Annotated in this window: 21 protein-coding genes, 1 tRNA gene and 1 pseudogene; 7 read left to right on the forward strand and 16 right to left on the reverse strand. The window is 70.4% G+C overall.

Features of this window, described 5'->3' with window-relative positions; all coding sequences use genetic code 11:
- Positions 1-30: 30 nt before the first annotated feature.
- Entirely contained in the window at positions 31-1,320 is a 1,290-nt protein-coding gene (locus tag BN3794_RS00870; protein ID WP_066091924.1) for a tryptophan--tRNA ligase, read from the reverse strand.
- A gap of 96 nt (positions 1,321-1,416) precedes the next feature.
- Entirely contained in the window at positions 1,417-1,632 is a 216-nt protein-coding gene (locus BN3794_RS00875; protein WP_066091926.1) for a CsbD family protein, read from the reverse strand.
- A 135-nt stretch (positions 1,633-1,767) separates the two neighbouring features.
- On the opposite strand from BN3794_RS00875, the pseudogene BN3794_RS16160 reads away from it, so the two are divergent.
- Positions 1,768-1,902 (forward strand): annotated as a pseudogene (locus tag BN3794_RS16160) (transporter); the annotation flags it as partial.
- Positions 1,903-2,134: 232 nt separating this feature from the next.
- Here the strand turns inward: BN3794_RS16160 and BN3794_RS00880 are convergent.
- The 7 genes from BN3794_RS00880 to birA all read right to left on the reverse strand — a co-directional run bounded on the left by BN3794_RS00880 (position 2,135) and on the right by birA (position 7,029).
- Positions 2,135-2,275 (reverse strand): entericidin A/B family lipoprotein, encoded by a 141-nt coding sequence (locus tag BN3794_RS00880; protein ID WP_066091930.1) that lies wholly within the window; start codon positions 2,273-2,275, stop codon positions 2,135-2,137.
- Positions 2,276-2,456: 181 nt separating this feature from the next.
- Positions 2,457-3,392: an arginase gene (gene rocF, locus BN3794_RS00885; protein WP_066091937.1), complete on the reverse strand. Its 936-nt coding sequence runs from the start codon at positions 3,390-3,392 to the stop codon at positions 2,457-2,459.
- 124 nt (positions 3,393-3,516) lie between these two features.
- Positions 3,517-3,729 (reverse strand): hypothetical protein, encoded by a 213-nt coding sequence (locus BN3794_RS16165; protein WP_066092138.1) that lies wholly within the window; start codon positions 3,727-3,729, stop codon positions 3,517-3,519.
- Between the two features lie 699 nt (positions 3,730-4,428).
- A tRNA-Thr gene (locus BN3794_RS00895) sits at positions 4,429-4,504 on the reverse strand.
- A 33-nt stretch (positions 4,505-4,537) separates the two neighbouring features.
- Positions 4,538-5,296, reverse strand: coding sequence for an SPOR domain-containing protein (locus BN3794_RS00900; protein WP_066091939.1), 759 nt, complete (start codon positions 5,294-5,296; stop codon positions 4,538-4,540).
- Positions 5,297-5,305: 9 nt separating this feature from the next.
- On the reverse strand, positions 5,306-6,034 hold the full coding sequence (locus tag BN3794_RS00905; protein ID WP_066091941.1) for a type III pantothenate kinase: 729 nt from the start codon (positions 6,032-6,034) through the stop codon (positions 5,306-5,308).
- Complete coding sequence (gene birA / locus BN3794_RS00910) at positions 6,031-7,029, reverse strand: bifunctional biotin--[acetyl-CoA-carboxylase] ligase/biotin operon repressor BirA (RefSeq protein WP_078059497.1); 999 nt, start codon at positions 7,027-7,029, stop codon at positions 6,031-6,033. Before birA ends, BN3794_RS00905 begins: the two co-directional genes overlap by 4 nt.
- 78 nt (positions 7,030-7,107) lie before the next feature.
- Here birA and BN3794_RS00915 point away from each other — a divergent pair, with 78 nt between their 5' ends.
- Positions 7,108-7,389 carry a hypothetical protein gene (locus BN3794_RS00915; protein WP_066091947.1) on the forward strand — a complete coding sequence of 94 codons (282 nt, stop codon included), beginning with the start codon at positions 7,108-7,110 and terminating at the stop codon, positions 7,387-7,389.
- Between the two features lie 7 nt (positions 7,390-7,396).
- Positions 7,397-8,152 (forward strand): M90 family metallopeptidase, encoded by a 756-nt coding sequence (locus BN3794_RS00920; protein ID WP_236493108.1) that lies wholly within the window; start codon positions 7,397-7,399, stop codon positions 8,150-8,152.
- A gap of 6 nt (positions 8,153-8,158) precedes the next feature.
- On the opposite strand, the gene BN3794_RS00925 is transcribed toward BN3794_RS00920, so the two are convergent.
- The 6 genes from BN3794_RS00925 to polA form a co-directional block, all read right to left on the reverse strand.
- Positions 8,159-8,548 carry a hypothetical protein gene (locus tag BN3794_RS00925; protein ID WP_066091949.1) on the reverse strand — a complete coding sequence of 130 codons (390 nt, stop codon included), beginning with the start codon at positions 8,546-8,548 and terminating at the stop codon, positions 8,159-8,161.
- Positions 8,549-8,643: 95 nt separating this feature from the next.
- Positions 8,644-10,068, reverse strand: a complete 1,425-nt coding sequence (locus BN3794_RS00930) for an ATP-binding protein (RefSeq protein WP_147675603.1) — start codon at positions 10,066-10,068, stop codon at positions 8,644-8,646.
- A gap of 31 nt (positions 10,069-10,099) precedes the next feature.
- On the reverse strand, positions 10,100-10,783 hold the full coding sequence (locus BN3794_RS00935) for a response regulator transcription factor (RefSeq protein ID WP_066091955.1): 684 nt from the start codon (positions 10,781-10,783) through the stop codon (positions 10,100-10,102).
- Between the two features lie 71 nt (positions 10,784-10,854).
- The gene (locus BN3794_RS00940; RefSeq protein ID WP_147675604.1) at positions 10,855-11,109 is read right to left on the reverse strand and encodes a hypothetical protein; all 255 of its coding nucleotides are present in this window, start codon (positions 11,107-11,109) and stop codon (positions 10,855-10,857) included.
- A 331-nt stretch (positions 11,110-11,440) separates the two neighbouring features.
- A complete protein-coding gene (dusA, locus tag BN3794_RS00945) occupies positions 11,441-12,460 on the reverse strand; it encodes a tRNA dihydrouridine(20/20a) synthase DusA (RefSeq protein WP_078059498.1) in 1,020 nt (339 codons plus the stop codon).
- A 348-nt stretch (positions 12,461-12,808) separates the two neighbouring features.
- Complete coding sequence (gene polA, locus BN3794_RS00950) at positions 12,809-15,604, reverse strand: DNA polymerase I (RefSeq protein ID WP_066091961.1); 2,796 nt, start codon at positions 15,602-15,604, stop codon at positions 12,809-12,811.
- An 81-nt stretch (positions 15,605-15,685) separates the two neighbouring features.
- Between polA and BN3794_RS00955 the strand changes: the two genes are divergently transcribed.
- Positions 15,686-15,970 carry a DUF2782 domain-containing protein gene (locus BN3794_RS00955; RefSeq protein ID WP_066091964.1) on the forward strand — a complete coding sequence of 95 codons (285 nt, stop codon included), beginning with the start codon at positions 15,686-15,688 and terminating at the stop codon, positions 15,968-15,970.
- Between the two features lie 134 nt (positions 15,971-16,104).
- Here the strand turns inward: BN3794_RS00955 and BN3794_RS00960 are convergent, their stop codons facing one another.
- Positions 16,105-16,551, reverse strand: coding sequence for a universal stress protein (locus tag BN3794_RS00960; protein ID WP_066091967.1), 447 nt, complete (start codon positions 16,549-16,551; stop codon positions 16,105-16,107).
- A gap of 663 nt (positions 16,552-17,214) precedes the next feature.
- On the opposite strand from BN3794_RS00960, the gene BN3794_RS00965 reads away from it, so the two are divergent.
- The 3 genes from BN3794_RS00965 (at position 17,215) to BN3794_RS00975 (ending at position 19,223) form a co-directional block, all read left to right on the forward strand.
- The gene (locus BN3794_RS00965; RefSeq protein WP_066091970.1) at positions 17,215-17,643 is read left to right on the forward strand and encodes a hypothetical protein; all 429 of its coding nucleotides are present in this window, start codon (positions 17,215-17,217) and stop codon (positions 17,641-17,643) included.
- 37 nt (positions 17,644-17,680) lie between these two features.
- The gene (locus BN3794_RS00970) at positions 17,681-18,160 is read left to right on the forward strand and encodes a tRNA (cytidine(34)-2'-O)-methyltransferase (RefSeq protein WP_066091973.1); all 480 of its coding nucleotides are present in this window, start codon (positions 17,681-17,683) and stop codon (positions 18,158-18,160) included.
- A 484-nt stretch (positions 18,161-18,644) separates the two neighbouring features.
- A complete protein-coding gene (locus tag BN3794_RS00975) occupies positions 18,645-19,223 on the forward strand; it encodes an OmpO family porin (RefSeq protein WP_066091975.1) in 579 nt (192 codons plus the stop codon).
- Positions 19,224-19,316: the final 93 nt, after the last annotated feature.

Below are 19,316 nucleotides of genomic sequence, written 5' to 3' on the forward strand. Positions count from 1 at the left end.
CGGCTTTGGTCGCATCCGCCGGCGCGGGCCTCAGTCGACCTGGTCCAGCTGACGCAGCGCGTCGAGCACCTCGGCCTGCGGTGCCAGCAGCTCCAGGTCCTGGAGCGCGGCGGTATCGTCGCCGGCCTGGCGCAGCGCGGCGATGCGCTGGCCGGCCTCGCGCGGCGAGGCGAACCCGGGACTCTGCGCCAGCACCGTGCCCTCGGCGTCGGCCAGCTTGAAGTAGAAGCGGCCATCGGCCTCGCGGTACTGCTTGAACGCCGGCAGCGCGGCCTTGCCGGCCTTCTTCCTCGGCGCCGCCACCGGCACCGTGGCCAGGTTGCGCAGCCCGACCGCGTCGCGCAGCCGCGCCAGCAGCGGGATGGCGTACTTCTCGCGCAGGCGGCGGCCGCCGTCGCGCAGGATGTCCTCGATGTCCCCGGGCCGGGCGATCAGATCGAGGTAGCGCGCGCGCATCGGCGCGATCTCCGCGTCGATGCGCTCGAACAGCTGCTGCTTGGCCTCGCCCCAGCCGATGCCGTCGGCGAAGGCCTGGGCGAAGCGCGCGGTTTCCTGTTCGCTGGCGAAAGCCTGGTAGAGCTGGAACAGCGCCGAGCCCGCGGTGTCCTTGGCCTCGCCCGGCGCGCGCGAGTCGGTGACGATGGAGAAGATCAGCTTCTTCAGCTCCTCGCGCGGGGCGAACAGCGGGATCGTGTTGCCGTAGCTCTTGCTCATCTTGCGCCCGTCCAGGCCGGGCAGCGTGGCCACGTGCTCGTCCACCAGCGCCTCGGGCAGCACGAAGAACTCCTGGCCGTAGACGTGGTTGAAACGCTGGGCGAAATCGCGCGCCATCTCGATGTGCTGGATCTGGTCGCGCCCCACCGGCACCTTGTCGGCATTGAAGATCAGGATGTCGGCGGCCATCAGCACCGGGTACATGAACAGCCCGGCGGTGATGCCGGCATCGTCGTCCTCGCCCTCGGCGCGGTTCTTGTCCACCGCCGCCTTGTAGGCATGGGCGCGGTTGAGGATGCCCTTGCCGGCCACGCAGGTCAGCAGCCAGGTCAGCTCGGTGGTCTCGGGCACGTCGCTCTGGCGGTAGAACCACACCTTGCCCGGGTCCAGCCCGGCGGCCAGCCAGGTCGCGGCGATCTCCAGGGTGGAGCGCTGGGTCCGGTCCGGGTCCTGCGCCTTGATCAGGCTGTGCAGGTCGGCCAGGAAGTAGAAGCTCTCGGTGCCCGCGGCGTGGCTGGCCTGGATGGCCGGGCGCACGGCGCCGACGTAGTTGCCCAGGTGCGGGGTGCCGGAGGGGGTGATGCCGGTGAGGACGCGGGTGGTCATTGCGGGGAAGCGCGAAGCGGAATCGGTCGCGCCAGTTTACCCGCCCCGCCACCCCGCCCGGGCGCCCGCCATGACGGCGGCACGCCCGGCCCGGCCTCAGTGCTTGTCCTGCTTGCGCAGCTCGTGCTCGAACTCGCTCACCGCCTTGTCGGCCTGGTCGCGGTCCCAGCCGTAGCGCTCCTGCAGTTTGCCGGACAGGTACTGCGCATCGCCCTGCAGCACCTTGAAATCGTCGTCGGTCAGTTGGCCCCACCGGGCCTTGAGCGTGCCTTTGAGCTGGGTCCACTTGCCGGCGATGATGTCGGTATTCATGGGCCTCTCCTTCGATGCGCCGGCGACGATGCCGGCATGGCCACCCTCCCATGGCCGCCATTCGCTGCGGGTCAAGCCGGTGTGCAGCCCGGATAACATCCGCGGCGCAGGGCAGCGAACAAGCCGGCCAGGCAACCGTCCATCGGCCCGGACGTGAAGTACGACAGCGGCAAGGGCTGGCTGGTGACGGCCAAGTACGCGCCGGAATTCGACGTGCGCAATCGGCCGCAGGGCGCGGTGTTCACGGTCAAGGCGATCTTCCCGCTGTAGCCCCGGGCTGCGTGCAGGCGCGCCTCGCCCGCCTGGTTCGTCCGGCCCGGTCCACTTCGGGCCGGCACGAAGCGTGCCGCCGCCTGCCCGCGGTGACGAGGTCCACGCCGGCGACGACGGATGCGGGTCGAGTCCCAGGGGATGCCGGCCGCGCCGACCACGAAGTGCTTCCCCAAAAAAAACGGGCGGGCCATGGCCGGCCCGCCCGCTTGCTCGTCGACTTCAGCTGGACTTACTTGTGCTGGTCGGCGGTGCCTTCGATCTTCTCGCCCGCCTTCTGCACGTCCTTGCCCGCACCGGCCACGGTGTTGCACGCGGACAGCACGCCCGCCGAGAACAGTGCCAGCAGCATCAGGGCCACGATCTTCTTCATCGTCTTCTCCTCGGTGTTTGGTAATGCACAGCGGTGGATACCGCCCCTTTCTTCCCGACATGCGGTGGCATGTCCTGGTATCGCCCGCCTCCGCCGACATTCGGTTGCGTATGTCGTTGCAGGCTTAGGGCCAATCTGACGGGCGCGGCGTGCAACCGGCGTGAACGGGACCCCGCCTCGTTCAGCTTTCGCGCCCGCGCATCAGCGTCGACTTGCCGAACAGGCTCTCCACCAGGTCCACGGCCAGCTCGGCGGTGGCATTGCGCACGTCCAGCACCGGATTGAGCTCGACGATGTCCAGCGATGCCATGCGCCCGGTGTCGGCGATCATCTCCATCACCAGCTGCGCCTCGCGGTAGGTGACGCCCCCGGGGACGGTCGTCCCCACGCCCGGCGCGATCGCCGGATCCAGGAAATCGACATCGAAGCTCACGTGCAGGTGCGCGTCCGGCTCCAGCCCGTCCAGGGCCTGCGCAAGCGCGTGGCGGATGCCGAATTCGTCGATGTAGCGCATGTCGTACACGTCCACGCGATGCTGGTGGATCAGGCGCTTCTCCTCCGGATCGACCGAGCGGATGCCGATCTGCCGCACTTGCGCCGGCGTGATCGCCGGCGCCTGGCCGCCCAGTGCGGTGAGCGCATGCGGCCCCAGTCCGCACAGGCAGGCCACCGGCATGCCATGCACGTTGCCCGAGGGCGTGACCGCGCTGGTGTTGAAGTCCGAGTGCGCATCCAGCCACAGCACCCGCAGCGGCCGCCCCACCTCGCGGCAGTGGCGTGCCACCGCGGTCACCGACCCGATCGCCAGGCAGTGGTCGCCGCCGAGCATCACCGGCATGCGGCCCTGGCGCAGCTCGGCCAGGCTCGCTTCCATCAGCGCCCGGTTCCAGGCCACCACCTCGTCGAGGTGGCGATAGCCCGCCACTGGCGCTTGCCAGGGATTGCGCGGTCCCTCCAGGTTGCCCAGGTCGCGCACGTCCACCCCGTGCGCGACCAGCGCCTCGGCCAGTCCTGCCAGGCGCAGGGCCTCAGGCCCCATCCGTGCGCCACGATGGCCGGCGCCGACATCCGTCGGCACGCCGATCAGGGATACCTTTCCTGCGGGGCGATGGGCCACCGTACTCTCCTCTCTTGCGGGGCCGCCATGCTAGGCGAGCGCGCCGCCGCAGGCCCGCGGCAGTGCAAAAACCCACCCGTCCCGCCATCGATGGCAGGTGCGCCGTCACCGGGTGGAGGCGGGGTCAGACCAGTTGCGCGCGGCTGACCGCACCCATCGATTCGGCGGCCCTGGCGAGCGAATTGGCCGCGGCGCAGGGATCGTGGCTGCGCCCGGCGACATCCTCCAGGATGCGCTGGTACACGCTCCAGAACTCCGGCCCGCTGCCGTAGCGGCGGTGGCTCTCGCGCAGCTCGCTCAAGCTGGCGTCAGACAGGCAATGCACGTCGTGTCGCATGACGACTCCTCCTGCGCTGATCCCCTGTCGCAGCAACATACCCGAGGGGACATTGCAATTTCGTTACCGCGGCCAAGCTTCCGAAAAGCGCAGGCGCACCTGGTCTCAGCAGGCAAGCCGTTGTTTCAAAAAAATATTCGTGGATGACAGGGGCCACCCTTGCTGGCAAAAGACGGAAAAATGAAGAGAGCAAGCCGCGGGTGATGGACCGGGCCGGCCGGACCACCCCATGTCGCGCCTCCGCATCCTGTGAAGCGGTTCTTCCGCCACGAGCGTCTGCCGAGGAATAAGGAGCAAGGCGGCAGCGCGATTCCAAAGCGTGATCCCGCTGCATGCCACGTGGCACGGGACAGGTGGAATGCCTTCCTTGTCCGATCAGGCGCTGCTCACTTCCTGGAACCCAACGACCGCACGATCGCGGCCAGGAAGGAAAGACCGAAGACAACCATTGCCAAGAACAGAACCACGATGCCCGCAGCGATGATCATTGCGTGTTTCCTCGCTTCTCGATGCCACCCACCTGCCGTCCGGGCGACTTGCCAGGCGGATCGTCCCAGCCCAGGCCTTCCGCCTTGCGATACCCGCCCCGTCGGTATCCGCGGTGCTGCACCAGCGACGATGCCCACCATGGCGCACGCTAACCTTCCACGATGGCCGTGACGAGCAGCGGCGATGAAGACACGCCAATGAATCGAGGAATGGTGCCGCTTGTCCGAATCGAACGGACGACCTGCTGTTTACAAGGCAGCTGCTCTACCAACTGAGCTAAAGCGGCACGGGGCGGCGCACGTGCGGGAGACGTCGGATTCTAGCGCAGCCCCGCGCAGTCCAGCGAACGCGCGGCTACGCCGCGCAGGGCCGCGCGCGTCTGTCCCTCACCCAGGCGGGCATCCACCCACCACTGGCTGGCAGCCGGTGCCGAGGGCTCGATCCTGGCCGGAAAGCCCGCGGCCACCAGGCGCTGCCGGTGCTGTTCGGCACGCTCGCGGCTGCTGAACTGCCCCAGCGCGATCGTGCTGCGCCCATCCTGGGCGAGGACGTAGTAGTCGCTGAACCCGGCGGCGACGATGCGCGCGGCCACGGCCTTGGCCGCATCGCGGTCGCCGTCCACCGGCAGCAGGACCCGGAACCCCTTCGGCTCGTCCGCCTGCTCGCGCATCCGGCTCTGGGCCAGCCGCCCCTCCAGCCGGGCGACGGCGGCCTCGGCCGCCGCCCGCTCGGGGAACGGCCCCAGGCTGGCGCAGACCGGCCTTGCGGCCACGGCCGGCGGCGGTGGCGGAGGCGCCGCGACGGGCAGGGATTCGACCGGCGGCCGTGCCGGGGCGGCGACTACGCTGGCAGCCGGCTTCGGTGCATCGGCAGGGGCAGCCGCCGGGCTGGCCGGTGCCGCGGCGGATGGCGGCACGGTGGCCGCGGGCGCCGCCGGCATGGCCACCAGTTGCAGGGTCGGCACGCCCGGCGAAGGGGGCGGTACCGGCACAGGCACGGCATCGGAGCGGGTGACCCACCACAGGGCCACGCCCAGGTTGAGGACGACGAGCAGGACGATCAGGGCACGCATCGGCATGCGGCGATTCTAGGGGCTGGCCCCGTCGTCGTGCGTGGCCCAGATCGCAAGGCCGTCGAGCACCATCGACGGCCATAGCCGCGCCTGCGGCAGGACGGTCCCCAGTTCCGGCGCGCCGCCGCCGTGCAGCAGCACCCGCGGCTCCCGGCCCAGGCGCTCGGCTCCCAGCCGCTGGCTGCGTTCGACCAGGGCGGCGGCCGCGCCCAGGCAGCCGGAGGCCAGGGCATCGTCGGTGTCGGTGGCGAACTCCACATAGTCGCCGCCGCTGGCCGGCAGCTGCACCGCCCGCTGGTGCAGGGCCTCGCGCATGGTGGTGGGCGAGGCGGCGATGCGCCCGCCCAGGTGCGTGCCGCCGGCGTCGAGCAGGTCCAGGGTGAGGGCGGTGCCGACCCCGACCACCAGCGCGTCGCCGTCCTCCCGGCGTGCCGCCAGCAGCGCCAGAAAGCGGTCCACGCCGAAGCGCGCCGGCTGCGCATAGGCGATGCGCACGCCGGCGCAGGCCGGCGCGGTGCGGACGATACGCACCCGGGCAAAGCGCTGTTCCAGGGCCTGCAGCACGTTCGCGGTGAGCGCCGGTGCCGCCACGCTGGCCACCCAGGCGGTATCCCCGCGAGGCAGGGCCTGCACGTCCATCGCCTCGGCCCCGTGCGCCCACACCTGCGCGGCGCCGGCGCGGCCGTCCTGCAGCGGCGCGTACTTGAACCGGGAATTGCCCAGGTCGAACAACCACTGGCTCATGCCGCCCTCACGCTGACTTCGCCGGCATGGAACACCTGCACGCTACCGTCGCGCGCGCGCAGGCGCAGGCCGCCGTCGTCGGCCAGGCCCTCGGCCACCCCTTCGCGGACCTGGCTGCCGTCGAGCACGCGCACCGCGCGGCCGGCCAGGGCATCCAGCGCCGCATAGCGCGGCAGGAACGGGGCCAGGCCCTCGGCATCGAACTGTTCCAGCGCCGGCAGCAGCCGCGAGAGCACCGCCGCCGCCGCCGCGTTGCGCCGCACCGGCGCCGGCACGAGCGCGGACAGCTGTGCCCACGGCTGGTCGATGGTCGCGGCGACGCCGGCCGGCATGCGCACGTTGAGGCCCAGCCCGACCACCGCGCGCGCGGTGCCGGCGAACTCGCCGCCGCCCTCGACCAGCAGGCCGCCGAGCTTGCGCCCGTCCACGACCAGGTCGTTGGGCCATTTCAGCCCGACCCCGGCCGCGCCGTGCGCACGCAGCGCCTCGGCCACGGCCACGCCGGCGGCCAGGCTGAGCCCGGCCAGGCCGGCCAGGCCGCCGCCGAACCCGCGCGACACCGACAGGTACAGATGCGCGGCCAGCGGCGAGGCCCAGCCGCGGCCGCGGCGGCCACGCCCGCCGCGCTGGCCCTCGGCCATCAGCACGCGGGCGCCGCGCGCCGGTACCGGGCGCTGCAGCAGCGCACTGTTGGTCGAATCGATCATCCAGACCACCTCCAGCCCGGCCAGCGCGGCGGCCGCGGCGGGCGCCAGCGCCTGCTCGATGGCCGGGGCGTCGAGCAGGTCCAGCGGCGCGGCCAGCGCATAGCCCTCGCCCGCCTTGCCGCCGATCTCCACGCCGGCCGCGCGCAGCCCGCGGATGCGCTTCCATACCGCCGCACGCGTCACGCCGAACGCGCGCGCCAGCGCGTCGCCGGAATGGCAGCCGGCTTCCAGCTGGAGCAGCAGCTCTCGATCGTCCAAGGCGGTTCCGGGGGAAAACGAACGCGCCATTATGGCGGAGCGCCCCGCGCACGCCCAACACGCCCGGGGAAATGGGGCTAGAATCGACCGGATCCTGTCGTGGGAGCCTTGCCCATGCACCGTCATGTTTGCCGCCTGCTCTTCCTGCTGCTGCCGGTCTTCGGTGCGCGGGCATCGGACGTGCCTGCGCTGAGCCACGGCTGCACCTACGGCGCCGACACCGCGCACGACCCGGACGCGGCCTCGGCCACGATCCCGGGCGCGTCCCGCACCGCACCGCGCGCCATCGCCCCGGGCGTCACCACCGGCGGCGGCAGCGACGGCGAGTCGTTGCTGCCGCGCAGCCGGCTGCCGCGCTGGCACAGCTTCCTGCCCGGCATGTTCCGCTGAGGTCCGTTTGGGCCTGGCTTCCCTGTTCGGCTGGCTGCGGCCGGCGCCCATCGACGCATCGCTGTGGCAGGCCCAGCGCGACCGCTGCGCCTGGATCGCAGGGCTGGACGAGGTGCGCCAGGCGCGCCTGCACGCGCTGGCCGCACGCTTTCTGCACGAGAAGACCATCTCGCCCGTCGACGGCCTGCAGCTGACCGACGGCGACCGGGTGCTGCTGGCGGCGCTGTGCTGCCTGCCCCTGCTGGAGTTCGGTGCCGGTGGCCTGCGCGGCTGGTCGCAGCTGATCGTCTATCCGGATGCGTTCCGCGTGCACCGCAGCCACATGGACGCGGCCGGCGTGCTGCACGAATGGGACGACGAGCTGATCGGCGAGGCCTGGGATGCCGGTCCGCTGATCCTGTCCTGGGCCGACGTCGAAGCGGACCTGGCCGAGCCCGATGCCGGGTTCTGCGTGGCGGTGCACGAGATGGCGCACAAGCTCGACGCGCTCGACGGCGCGCTGGACGGCACCCCGCCGCTGCCGCACGCCTGGCAACGGCAGTGGGCCCACGATTTCCAGCAGGCCTTCGATGCGATGAACCAGGCGCTGGACCGGCATCGCTACCGCGGCACGATGGATACCTATGCGGCCGAGTCGCCGGAGGAGTTCTTCGCGGTGGCGTCGGAATACCACTTCTCCGCGCCGCACCTGCTGCAGGCACAGATGCCGGACGTGGCCGCGCACCTGCAACGCTTCTACGGCGCCGCGCCGCAATTGCGTTGAACCGGCTCAGCGCAGGCCGGTGGGCACCGGCCCCGGCGGGGTCCCCAGGCCCGGGCGCTGGCGTACGAACACCTCGTCGCTGTCGCGCCCCGGGACCAGCGGCAGCGGCGTGGCCAGCCCGTCCACCTCGGGACTGAGCGGCTGCGGCAGCGGCCCTTGCGACGCCGGGTCGGCGATGCGGCGCGCCTGGGCCACCACGTCCTGGTCCGCGTCGAGGTGCGCGGTCACCCCGCGCAACCAGCGCACGTCCTCCAGGTTCCAGTGGTACTGCGCGGCCTCGCCGGCCAGCGCGGTGATGCCCACCAGCAGCGCGCACAGGAACAGCCGGTACAGGCCATCGCCCAGGCGCCGCCACGGACGGTCGGGACGGGCTTGCGGTTCGGGAAGGTCGGACATGGTCGCGGTTCCTGGGCGCCTGGCCGCCAGTATCCACACCGCCGATGGCAGGGATTTGAACGGCGCCCGCCGCCGCCGGTGCCGTTCAGGCCCGGCTAGGGACCGGGCGGCAGCACGACCTCGAACCGGGCCCCGCCCAATTCTTCCGAGCGGGTCACCTGCAGCAGGCCGCGATAGCCCTTGACCAGGTCCTGGACGATGGACAGGCCGATGCCGTGTCCCTGCACCCGCTCGTCGCCGCGCACGCCCCGCTGCAGCACGCGGCTCACGTCCTCCGCGGCGATGCCGGGGCCATCGTCCTCGACCACCAGGGTCAGGCCGGTGCGGGCCTCGCGGCCATCGCGCCGCCCGCCGGACACGCGCACCCGCGCGGTCAGCAGCACGCGGTGGTGGGCCCACTTGAAGGCGTTCTCCAGCAGGTTGCCCAGCAGTTCCTGCAGGTCGCCGGGCTCGCCGTGGAAGCTGGCGCCCTCGTCGAGCTCGAACTCGCACAGCACGCCCTTGGCGGCGTAGACCTTCTCCAGTCCGCGCACGATCTCCTCGGCGGTGGATTCGATCGGCACCGGCGCGGAGAACAGCTTGTGGCCGCTGGAGGCCGCGCGCGCCAGCTGGTAGGACACCAGGTCGTTCATGCGCCGCAGCTGCAGGTCCATGTCCTGGCGCAGTTCCTCGCCGCTGGCACCGCTGTCGAGCTGGGTGCGCAGCACCGCCAGCGGCGTCTTCAGGCTGTGCGCCAGGTCGGCCAGGGTGTTGCGCTGGCGCTCCAGGTTCTCGCGCTCGCTCTCGATGAAGGCGTTGATGCTGTCAGTCAGCGGTTCCAGCTCGCGCGGGTGGCGCTCGCTCATGCGCGAGGCCTCGCCGCGCTGCACCTTGGTCAGCTCGTTGATCACCCGCTGCAGCGGGCGCAGGCTCCATTGCAGGATGAAGGTCTGCAGCAGCAGCAGCACCACGCCGGCGCTGCCCAGGTAGAACCACACCCGGCTGCGGAACACGCGCAGCTGCGCGCCCAGCGCGCGCGCGTCTTCCATCACGTAGATGGTGTAGGGAAACTCGCCTTCGCCGTTGTTGTCCCCGCCCCAGACCAGGCCCATGCCGTAGCGGTAGACCTGCCCGGGCGAACCGTCGATCTGGGTCATCGGCAGCGGCCCCTGGAACACCTCCTGGCGCGCGTCCAGCAGCGCCCCCGGGGGCGGCAGCAGCGGCCCCTCGGCCGACATCGAGCGCCAGTAGTCGCCGGCGCGCACCACCTCGGCATACAGGCCGCCGCCGGGCACGTCGAAGCGCGGGTCCGGCGGCAGCTCGCGGATGTACAGCGAGCCGTCGCGCAGGAACTCGATGTTGCCGGCGTAGGCGGTGGCGTAGTTCTTCAGGCGCTCGCGCAGGTTGTTCTGCGCGGTGTCGGCGAAGGCGGCATCGAGCGCGTAGCCGGCCAGCGCCAGGAACGCGACCAGGCTGAGGCTGGCCGCCAGCAGCTGTCGTGCCTTGAGCGAGCGTGGCCGCCAGTGGCCGAACGTGCGGATGCGCCCGAATGCCACGCGCCCGTGCCTGCCGTCAGCCCTCGGTGCGCGGAATGGCGAAACGGTAGCCGCGTCCGCGCACGGTCTCGATCGGCTTGAGCTCGCCGTCCGGATCCAGCTTCTTGCGCAGGCGGCCGATGAACACCTCCAGCACGTTGGAGTCGCGGTCGAAGTCCTGCTGGTAGATGTGCTCGGTCAGGTCGGCCTTGGAGACCAGTTCGCCGGCATGCATCATCAGGTACTCGAGCACCTTGTACTCGTAGCTGGTCAGGTCCACGTTCTGGCCGTTGACGCTGACTGTCTGCGCGGCCAGGTCGAGCGCGACCGGGCCGCACTCCAGGGTCGGCTTGCTCCAGCCGGCGGCGCGGCGCACCAGTGCGTTGACGCGCGCCAGCAGCTCCTCCACGTGGAAGGGCTTGACCAGGTAGTCGTCGGCCCCCTGCTTGAGGCCCTCGACCTTGTCCTGCCAGCTCGAACGCGCGGTCAGGATCAGGATCGGGAACTTCTTGCCTTCCTCGCGCAGGGCCTTGATCAGTTCCATGCCCGACATCTTGGGCAGGCCCAGGTCGATGATGCCCACGTCGAAGGGCACCTCGCGGCCCATGTACAGGCCTTCCTCGCCATCCTGCGCGGCGTCGACCGCAAAGCCTTCGCGCTTCAGGCGCGCGGCCAGCGTCTCGCGCAGCGGAGCTTCGTCTTCGACCAGAAGGATACGCATGAATTCTCCCTTTCAGTGTTGGGCCGGCGGCCTGGGAAGGGTCGCGGAGGCATGCCCCCACTATGCCCGATTCAGGAGTTATCGCCGTGTGGTGGCTGCGGGGCCGGCGGATCCTGGCGCGGCGGGCGCGCGCTGGCGGCAGGCGCCGGATCGTCCATGTAGCGGACCCGGCCGCGATCGTCCAGGTACTTGACCCGGTTGATGTCGCGCCCGTCGAAGGGCACGCGCTCGGCCCCCAGGATCTGCCCGCCGGTGGTGCGCTGCACGCGGCGGATGGTGTCGGACATCGAACGTTCCTGCGGCCCTCCCTGCGCCACCCGCACCATGCGCGGCTGGCCGGGCGCGTCCTGCGCGAACGCGGCAGGCGCCGCCAGTGCGGCCAGCCCGAGAAGGAGGGGGAAGACGGACAGGGCAGGCGAACGGGTCACGGCATCGAATCCTAACGGAGCATTCCGAATCGTTCAAAACTCGTGAAGACGACGCGGATCAACGACCAGGTCCGTGCCACCGGAATCGAGGGCAAATTCTTGATTTTTGGGGGTGAATCCGGTCTGAACTTTTCTGAATCCGATTCGCTCCGTTCATGGACTTGAACGAAGCCACCGACCACTCAGGGGCCCACTCCCGCATGCGTGGCCCGTCTCCGACGGTCGCTGCTCAGGCCGCCCGCCTCTCGGTGGCGGCCAGCGCCCGCTCGACCACCCGCCAGTCCGCGCCGGGGGCATGGGCGGCCTCGCTCAGGACCTGCCGGAACGCGCGCCCGCCCGGCTGGCCGTGGAACAGCCCCAGGACGTGGCGGGTGATGTGCTTGAGCGCCACGCCCTGGGCCAGGCAGCCCTCCACCCACGGGCGCAAGCCGCGCAACAGGTCCTCCCGCGGCCGCGGCGCCGTGCCGCCGAGGGCGCAGTCCAGGCGGTGCAGCAGGTAGGGATCGTGGTAGGCGGCCCGGCCCAGCATCACCCCGTCGACCTGGCCCAGGTGCTCCAGCGCCGCATCGGCCGTGGCGATGCCGCCGTTGAGCACCACCGGCAGCGCCGGACGCTCCCGCTTCAGGCGGTAGGCCCAGTCGTACCGCAGCGGCGGGACTTCGCGGTTCTCCTTCGGCGAGAGCCCCTTCAGCCACGCGTTGCGCGCATGCACCACGACCATCGCGCTGCCCGCCTCGACCACGCCGTCCACGAAGCCGGCAAAGCGCACGTAGCTGTCGTCATCGTCCACGCCCAGCCGGCATTTCACCGTGACCGGGATCGATACCACCGCGCGCATCGCCGCCACGCAGTCGGCCACCAGCCCCGGCTCGCGCATCAGGCAGGCGCCGAAGCGTCCGGCCTGCACCCGGTCGGACGGACAGCCGCAGTTGAGGTTGACCTCGTCGTAGCCCCACTCCTGGGCGATGCGCGCCGCCTGCGCCAGCACCGCCGGCTCGCTGCCGCCGAGCTGCAGGGCGAGCGGATGCTCGACCGGAGCGAACCCCAGCAGGCGCTCGCGATCGCCATGGATCACCGCGTTGGCGTGCACCATCTCGGTATACAGCCGCGCCGACGGCGCCAGCGCGCGATGGAAGACCCGGCAGTGGCGGTCGGTCCAGTCCATCATGGGCGCGACCGACAGGCGCAGCGAGGCCGCGTAGCGGCGGTCGGAGGCGGAGGGCGACGAGGGCGGGAAGTGGGAGAGCATGGCGGCTGCAAGCGGGCCCGATGGGGGCATGGCGGGGGAAAGGCCGGCGCGCAAAGGGGGCCGGGACCGGGCCGCCGGCCGAAGCCGCGGTGTGTAGTTCCGGCCAGGCCACAAAAAAGCCCCGCAGACCAAGGGGGAGGCCGGCGGGGCTAGGGGACGGCAGCTTGGGGAGGAGCCACCGCCCGGGTCAGATCTTCTCCAGGGGATGAGAGAGATCCGGAGACAGGCGTTGCACCTGTCGAGGGCTATATCAACACCGTCACCCTTGCTGGTTCGTGAAGATTTACGTTAATAAGTTGTTGTATTAAGTGGGAATTCACCCACGCGCCCATTCAGGGACAACGGGTCTCAATGCGCCTCGTCCCAGTTGGCGCCCACGCCGGTGTCCACCACCAGCGGCACCTTCAGTTCCGCCGCGGCCGCCATGCGCCGCACCACCTCGGTCCGCAGGGTATCGACGAAGCCGGCGTCGGCCTCGAACACCAGTTCGTCGTGCACCTGCAGGATCATCAATGCCGGGCTTTCGCCGGAGGCCTTGCGCTGCCCGCCCAGCCAGGCGTCCACCGAGACCATCGCGCGCTTGATGATGTCCGCGGCGGTGCCCTGCATCGGCGCGTTGATCGCCGCGCGTTCGGCGCCGGCGCGCAGGCCCTGGCTACGGGCGTTGATGTCGTTGAGGTACAGGCGGCGGCCGAACAGCGTTTCCACGTAGCCCTGCTCGCGCGCCTGCGCGCGCATGCGTTCCATGAACGCGTGCACGGCCGGATAGCGGCTGAAGTACAGCGCCACGTAGTCCTGGGCCTCGGCCCGGCCGATGCCCAGGTTGCGTGCCAGGCCGAACGCGCTCATGCCGTACATCAGGCCGAAGTTGATCGCCTTGGCGGCACGGCGTTCGTTGGCGGTGACCTCGTCCAGCGGCTTGCCGAACACCTCGGCGGCGGTGGCGCGGTGGATGTCGGCGCCGGCGGCGAAGGCGCGCAGCAGGCCGGCGTCCTCGGACAGGTGGGCCATGATCCGCAGCTCGATCTGCGAGTAGTCGCAGGCCAGCAGCACGCGCCCGGGCGGGGCGACGAAGGCGCGGCGGATGCGGCGGCCATCGTCGGTACGCACCGGGATGTTCTGCAGGTTGGGATCGGAAGAGGACAGCCGCCCGGTCGCCGCGCCAGACTGGTGGTAGCTGGTGTGCAGCCGGCCGGTGTCCGGATTGACCATCTCCGGCAGCTTGTCGGTGTAGGTGCCGCGCAGCTTGGCCAGGCCGCGGTATTCCAGGATCGTGCGCGGCAGCTCGTGCTGGTCGGCGATCGCCTCCAGCGCCTCCTCGTTGGTGGAAGGCTGCCCCTTGGGCGTCTTCAGCAGCGCCGGCAGCTTGAGTTCGTCGAACAGCACCGCCTGCAGCTGCTTGGGCGAATCCAGGTTGAAGCTGCGCCCGGCCAGTTCGGTGGCGCGCTGCTGGGCGGCGAGCATGCGCCGCGACAAGTCCGCGCTCTGCCGGCGCAGCTCGTCGGTGTCGATGTGCACGCCGTTGGCCTCGATGCGCTCGAGCACCGGCACCAGCGGCATCTCGATCTCGCGGTAGACCCGGGCCAGTGCCGGCTCGGCGGCCAGCTTCTCCGACAGCACCCGGTGCAGGCGCAAGGTGACGTCCGCATCCTCGGCGGCGTAGCCGGTGGCGTCGTCGATCGCCACGTGCGCGAACGGGATCGCCTTGGCGCCCTTGCCGGCCACATCCTCGTACTTGACGGTCTCGTAGCCCAGGTAGCGCCGCGCCAGCGAATCCATGTCGTGGCGGGTAGCGGTGGAATTGAGCACGAAGCTCTCCAGCATCGTGTCGTCGCGGTAGCCGCGCACCCCGATGCCGTGGCGGCGCAGCACATGCAGGTCGTACTTGCCGTGCTGGCCGACCTTGGCCAGGTCCGGGTCCTCCAGCAGCGGACGCAGCGCGGCCAGCACCTGGGCCATGTCCAGCTGCGCCGGGGCGCCGGGATAGTCGTGGGCCAGCGGCAGGTAGGCGGCCTCCCCGGGTTCGACCGCGAAGCTCAGGCCGACCAGGTGCGCGCGCATCGCATCGAGCGAGTCGGTCTCGGTATCGAAGGCGAAGGCGCCGGCCTGGCGCAGTCGCTGCACCCAGGCCTGCAGCTGCCCGGGAGCGAGGATGGTCTCGTAGTGGCCGGGGGCGGCCAGCGCCGCATCGACCGGCAACGGCGCGGGTTCCCCTGCCTTGGCATAGCCGGCCGCGGTGCCGCGCAGGCTGGGCGGGATCTCGCTGGCAAGGCCCGGCGCCACCGGTGCCGCGGCCGCGCTGCCCTCCAGCTCCTTGAGCGCCTGCACGAAGCCATAGCGCTCGTACAGGCCACGCAACGTCGCCACGTCGCGCTCGCGCAGGGTCAGCGCCTGCGGCCCCTGTTCCAGCACCACATCGGTACGGATGGTCACCAGCTCGCGGTTGAGCGGCAGGCGCGGCAGCGCCGCACGCAGGTTCTCGCCGATCTTGCCCTTGATCGACTCGGCGTTGGCGATCACTGCGTCCAGCGAGCCGTATTCGGCCAGCCACTTGGCGGCGGTCTTGGGGCCGCACTTGTCCACGCCGGGCACGTTGTCCACGGCATCGCCCATCAGCGCCAGGTAGTCCACGATCTGGTCGGCGCGCACGCCGAACTTGGCCATCACCGCCTCGTCCGAATCGGTATGGCTGCCGCTCATGGTGTTGACCAGGCGCACGCCGGGGCGCACCAGCTGGGCGAAGTCCTTGTCGCTGGTGGAAATGGTCACCTCCATGCCCGCGGCGACGCCGGCCAGGGCCAGGGTGCCGATCACGTCGTCGGCCTCCACGCCGGGCACGCGCAGCAGCGGCATGCCCAGCGCCTGGACGATGGCGCACATCGGCTCGACCTGGGCGCGCAGCTCCTCGGGCATCGGCGGCCGGTTGGCCTTGTAGGCCGGGTACAGGTCGTCGCGGAAGGTGCGGCCGGGCGCATCGAGCACGAACGCCACCTGCTCCGGCCGCTCCTTCAGCGTCGTGCGCAGCATGTTGACCACGCCGAACAGCGCGCCGGTGGGCTCGCCCGCCGCGTTGCTCAGCGGCGGCAGGGCATGGAAGGCGCGGTACAGGTAGCTGGACCCGTCGATGAGCACTAGTCGGTTCATGCACGGATTCTACCCGTGGCCTCCCGGAGACGAGCCCGACCGCGCATAATCCGGACTCATCCGAAACCGAGGGAACGCCCGATGAAAGCCCTGATCCTGGCTCCGTTGCTGTTGCTGGCCGGGTGCGCCAGCGTCGGCGACGCAGGCGCACCGCCGGTGGACGTGTCCGGCGCGGACGTGGCCACCAAGACCATGGACAACGGCGATGTGGTGCAGGAATACCGCGTGGGCGGCCAGCTGCGCATGGTCAAGGTCACGCCGTCGCGCGGTGCGCCGTACTACATCTATGACCGCAACGGCGACGGCCACATGGACAGCAACCGCGACGGCGTCTCGCCGGTGTACTGGAAGCTCTACAGCTGGTGAGTCCCCGGCCACCCGCGCCCGGCTGCCGGGCGTGGGCGGGGAGGAACCGAAGAGACCGGAAAAGAAGAGGGCCGCACGCATGCGGCCCTCTTCCCTTCTTCACCCCGGCCCCCCGGCCGGAGCCCCACACACGCTCAGCGGATCACCAGCACCGGCACGGTGCTGCGGGTCAGCACCTCGGACGTCTGGCTGCCCAGCAGCACGCGGCTCATGCCGCGGCGCCCGTGCGACGCCATCACGATCAGGTCGTTGCCGCGCTCGGTGACCGTCTCGATGATGCCGTCGGCCGCGTAGCGGTCCAGCACATGCACGGTGTCGGCCTCCACGCCGGCCGCCTTGGCCTGGTCCAGCGCCGGCTTGAGCACGGCCTGGGCGGCCTCCTCGCGTTCCTTCTTGTATTCGGGCGTGGCCTGGTAGCCCACGCTCCAGCCCATCGCGTCGTACATGCCCATGGCCCACGGCTCGGACACCGTCAGGATGTCGACCTTGGAGCCGAGGGCCTTGGCCAGGGCCAGGCCCTGCTGCAGGCCCTTGTTGGCCAGTTCGGAACCGTCTACCGCAATCAGGATGCGCTTGTACATGGAGTGTTCCTCGCAAGGGACCGGCAACGGCCGTTGACGGCATGACACCATCGCCCGGGCCTGCCGGCATTGATCGGGATCAAGCCGCGGCATCCTAACCCGCGGCACAGACACGGGCATGTCGAGAGCATGCCGCCTGCCTCCTGGCCCGGCCATCGGCGATGCCGCGCCGAACCGTCCTGCACCCGATCGTCGACCGCGACCCGTGTTCGGCATGGCCCGCAGCCGCCATCGGACATGCCACCCGTCCCAGCGAATGCCCGTGATCGCAGCGCGGCTGCCGATCGCTCGCCGAAGGCTGCGGACCGTACGGCAGCGAGCGGCTTTGCGGCACCTCGGTGCAACGGCGCGGGCCAGACACACGGCGGGGCAATGTTCGGTGGCAGCTTCGGGCAGCCGGCAGGCCGTCCGCCTCCTCCAAGTGTCCGTCCGCCACCGCGCGGACAGCCGGCCGGACAGCCCGACTCATCAAAATATCCTTTTATTTCAATTGGATATAGTTGGCACGCTATGTGCTTAATCCACTGTGCCAGACATCGAAGCCGATTTGATCCTGACTGATCCATGAATGAAATCGGCGAAGCACAGATTTCGATTGACCTAGATGATTTGGTGTTTTAGTTTACTACCACACCACTTGCCAATGGCACCAAAGGACCTGCCATGAACATCAAGCCGCTGATCGCCGCCATCGCCCTGGCCGCCGCGGGCGTGGCCCAGGCGCAATCCATCCCCACCCTGGACACGGTCCAGGTCCGCCCCTCGACCGAACAAATCGCCCAGCGCGCGTACGAGCTGGCCAGCCCGATCCCGACCCTGGCCACGGTGGAAGTCCGTCCCTCGGCCGAACAGCAAGCCGAACGTGCACCGGCCAGCGAGCCGCGCATCGTCACCCTGGCCACAGTCCAGGTGCGCCCGTCGGAAGAACAGGTGGCCGAGCGCGAGTCGGTGCGCGACAGCGGCCGCACGGTGCTGGCCGAAACCGCCGGCGTGCTGGCGACGGCGGTGCGCGAGACGTTGCCCGCGCTGCGTCCGGCGGTGGACCTGAAAGCCCTCTCCTCGGCCCTGGTCGAACTGGCCGAAGTCCGTTGAGGCCGGCCCGACCGGTGGGGCAGCGTAAAATCGGGCCATGGCTCCCTCCCCCCGTCTCGATGTCCTGCTGTTCCAGCCGGAAATCCCGCCCAACACCGGCAACGTGATCCGGCTGTGCGCCAACACGGGCGCACGGCTGCACCTGATCGAGCCGCTCGGTTTCGACATGGACGACCGCCAGCTCCGCCGCGCCGGGCTGGACTACCACGAATACGCACAGGTGCAGGTCCATCCCGACCTGGCGACGGCACTGGCGCGGATCGCGCCGCGGCGCCTGTTCGCCCTGAGCACGCGCGGCTCCCTGCGCTACGACAGCCCCGCTTTCGCCGATGGCGACGCCTTCCTGTTCGGCCCGGAGACGCGCGGCCTGCCGGAGGACGTGCTGGAAACCGTGCCGGCCGGCCAGCGCCTGCGCCTGCCGATGCGCCCGGACAACCGCAGCCTCAACCTGTCCAACAGCGTGGCCGTGGTGATCTACGAGGCCTGGCGCCAGCTCGGTTTCCAGGGCGGGCAGTAGCGCCGACGGAAGCATGTGGATCGCTCGGGGTCCTCGCCGTGCGGTCGCGTTTGTCTTGTTCCTCCTCGTGCATCCAGCACGCGCGGCTTTGCACTCCTTACCGTGCGCCGCCGCCACGCGAGGTGCGTCCCTGTCCCTATTCGCGTGCCGCCACTGGAGCCATGGCGTGCCCAGGCGGCAGGGCCGGCTGCGGCCGGCGGCCGGCGGCCGGTCAGACACGCTTCCGGACGCATGCACCGCCGGCCCTTCGCCCTTGGCCGAAGGGCATCACGGCGAAACCGGCCCGTGACCTGCACGGTCAACCGGTTGTCCACCCGTCCCATGCCCGGGACATGAACGGACCCGGACGTGCCACCTGAACCCATCCCCTAATTCATATACCGGTCAGTTCTGTATTCAGGGGAAATTGAGGCGCCTAACGGATACTTCACAACCGCGGACGCACCCCGCGTCCCGGACGAAACATCCACAAGGTAATGCTGTCATGAAGACTTCCCTGCTTGCCCTCGGCCTGATGGCCGCCCTGCCCTTCGCCGCCTCGGCCGCGGACGGGCTGTCCTACAACTACGCGGAGGCCGGCTACATCAAGACCGAGGCCGATGGCGGCGACGCCGACGGCTGGGCGCTGAAGGGCTCCTACGCGGTGGCGCCGAACTTCCATGTCTTCGGCGACTTCAACCGCCAGAAGCCGGACGGCACCAGCGACTTCCACGTCAACCAGTGGCGTGCGGGCGTGGGCTACAACCAGGCCATCGCCAACAGCACCGATTTCATCGCCCGCGTGGCCTACCAGCGTTTCGACCCGTCCAAGGGCAACCTGGACTTCAACGGCTACAGCGGCGAGGCGGGCATCCGCAACGCCTTCGGCGACCACTTCGAGGTCTATGCCCTGGCCGGCTACGAGGACTACACCAAGAAGCACGGCATCAACCCGGACGGCGAGTGGTACGGCCGCATCGGCGCGCAGGCCAAGCTCAACCAGAACTGGGGCCTGAGCGGCGAGATGAAGATGGTCCGCGGTGGCGACAAGGAGTGGTTCGTCGGCCCGCGCTTCAGCTGGTAAACCGCATCCGCAAGGATTCGCCGGCGTTCTCTCCCGCCGGCGACGCGAAAGCCCGGCCATCTGGCCGGGCTTTTTTTGTCTTGCCTTGTCCCA

It is taken from the genome of Xanthomonas massiliensis (assembly GCF_900018785.1).
Lineage (GTDB): Bacteria > Pseudomonadota > Gammaproteobacteria > Xanthomonadales > Xanthomonadaceae > Xanthomonas_B > Xanthomonas_B massiliensis.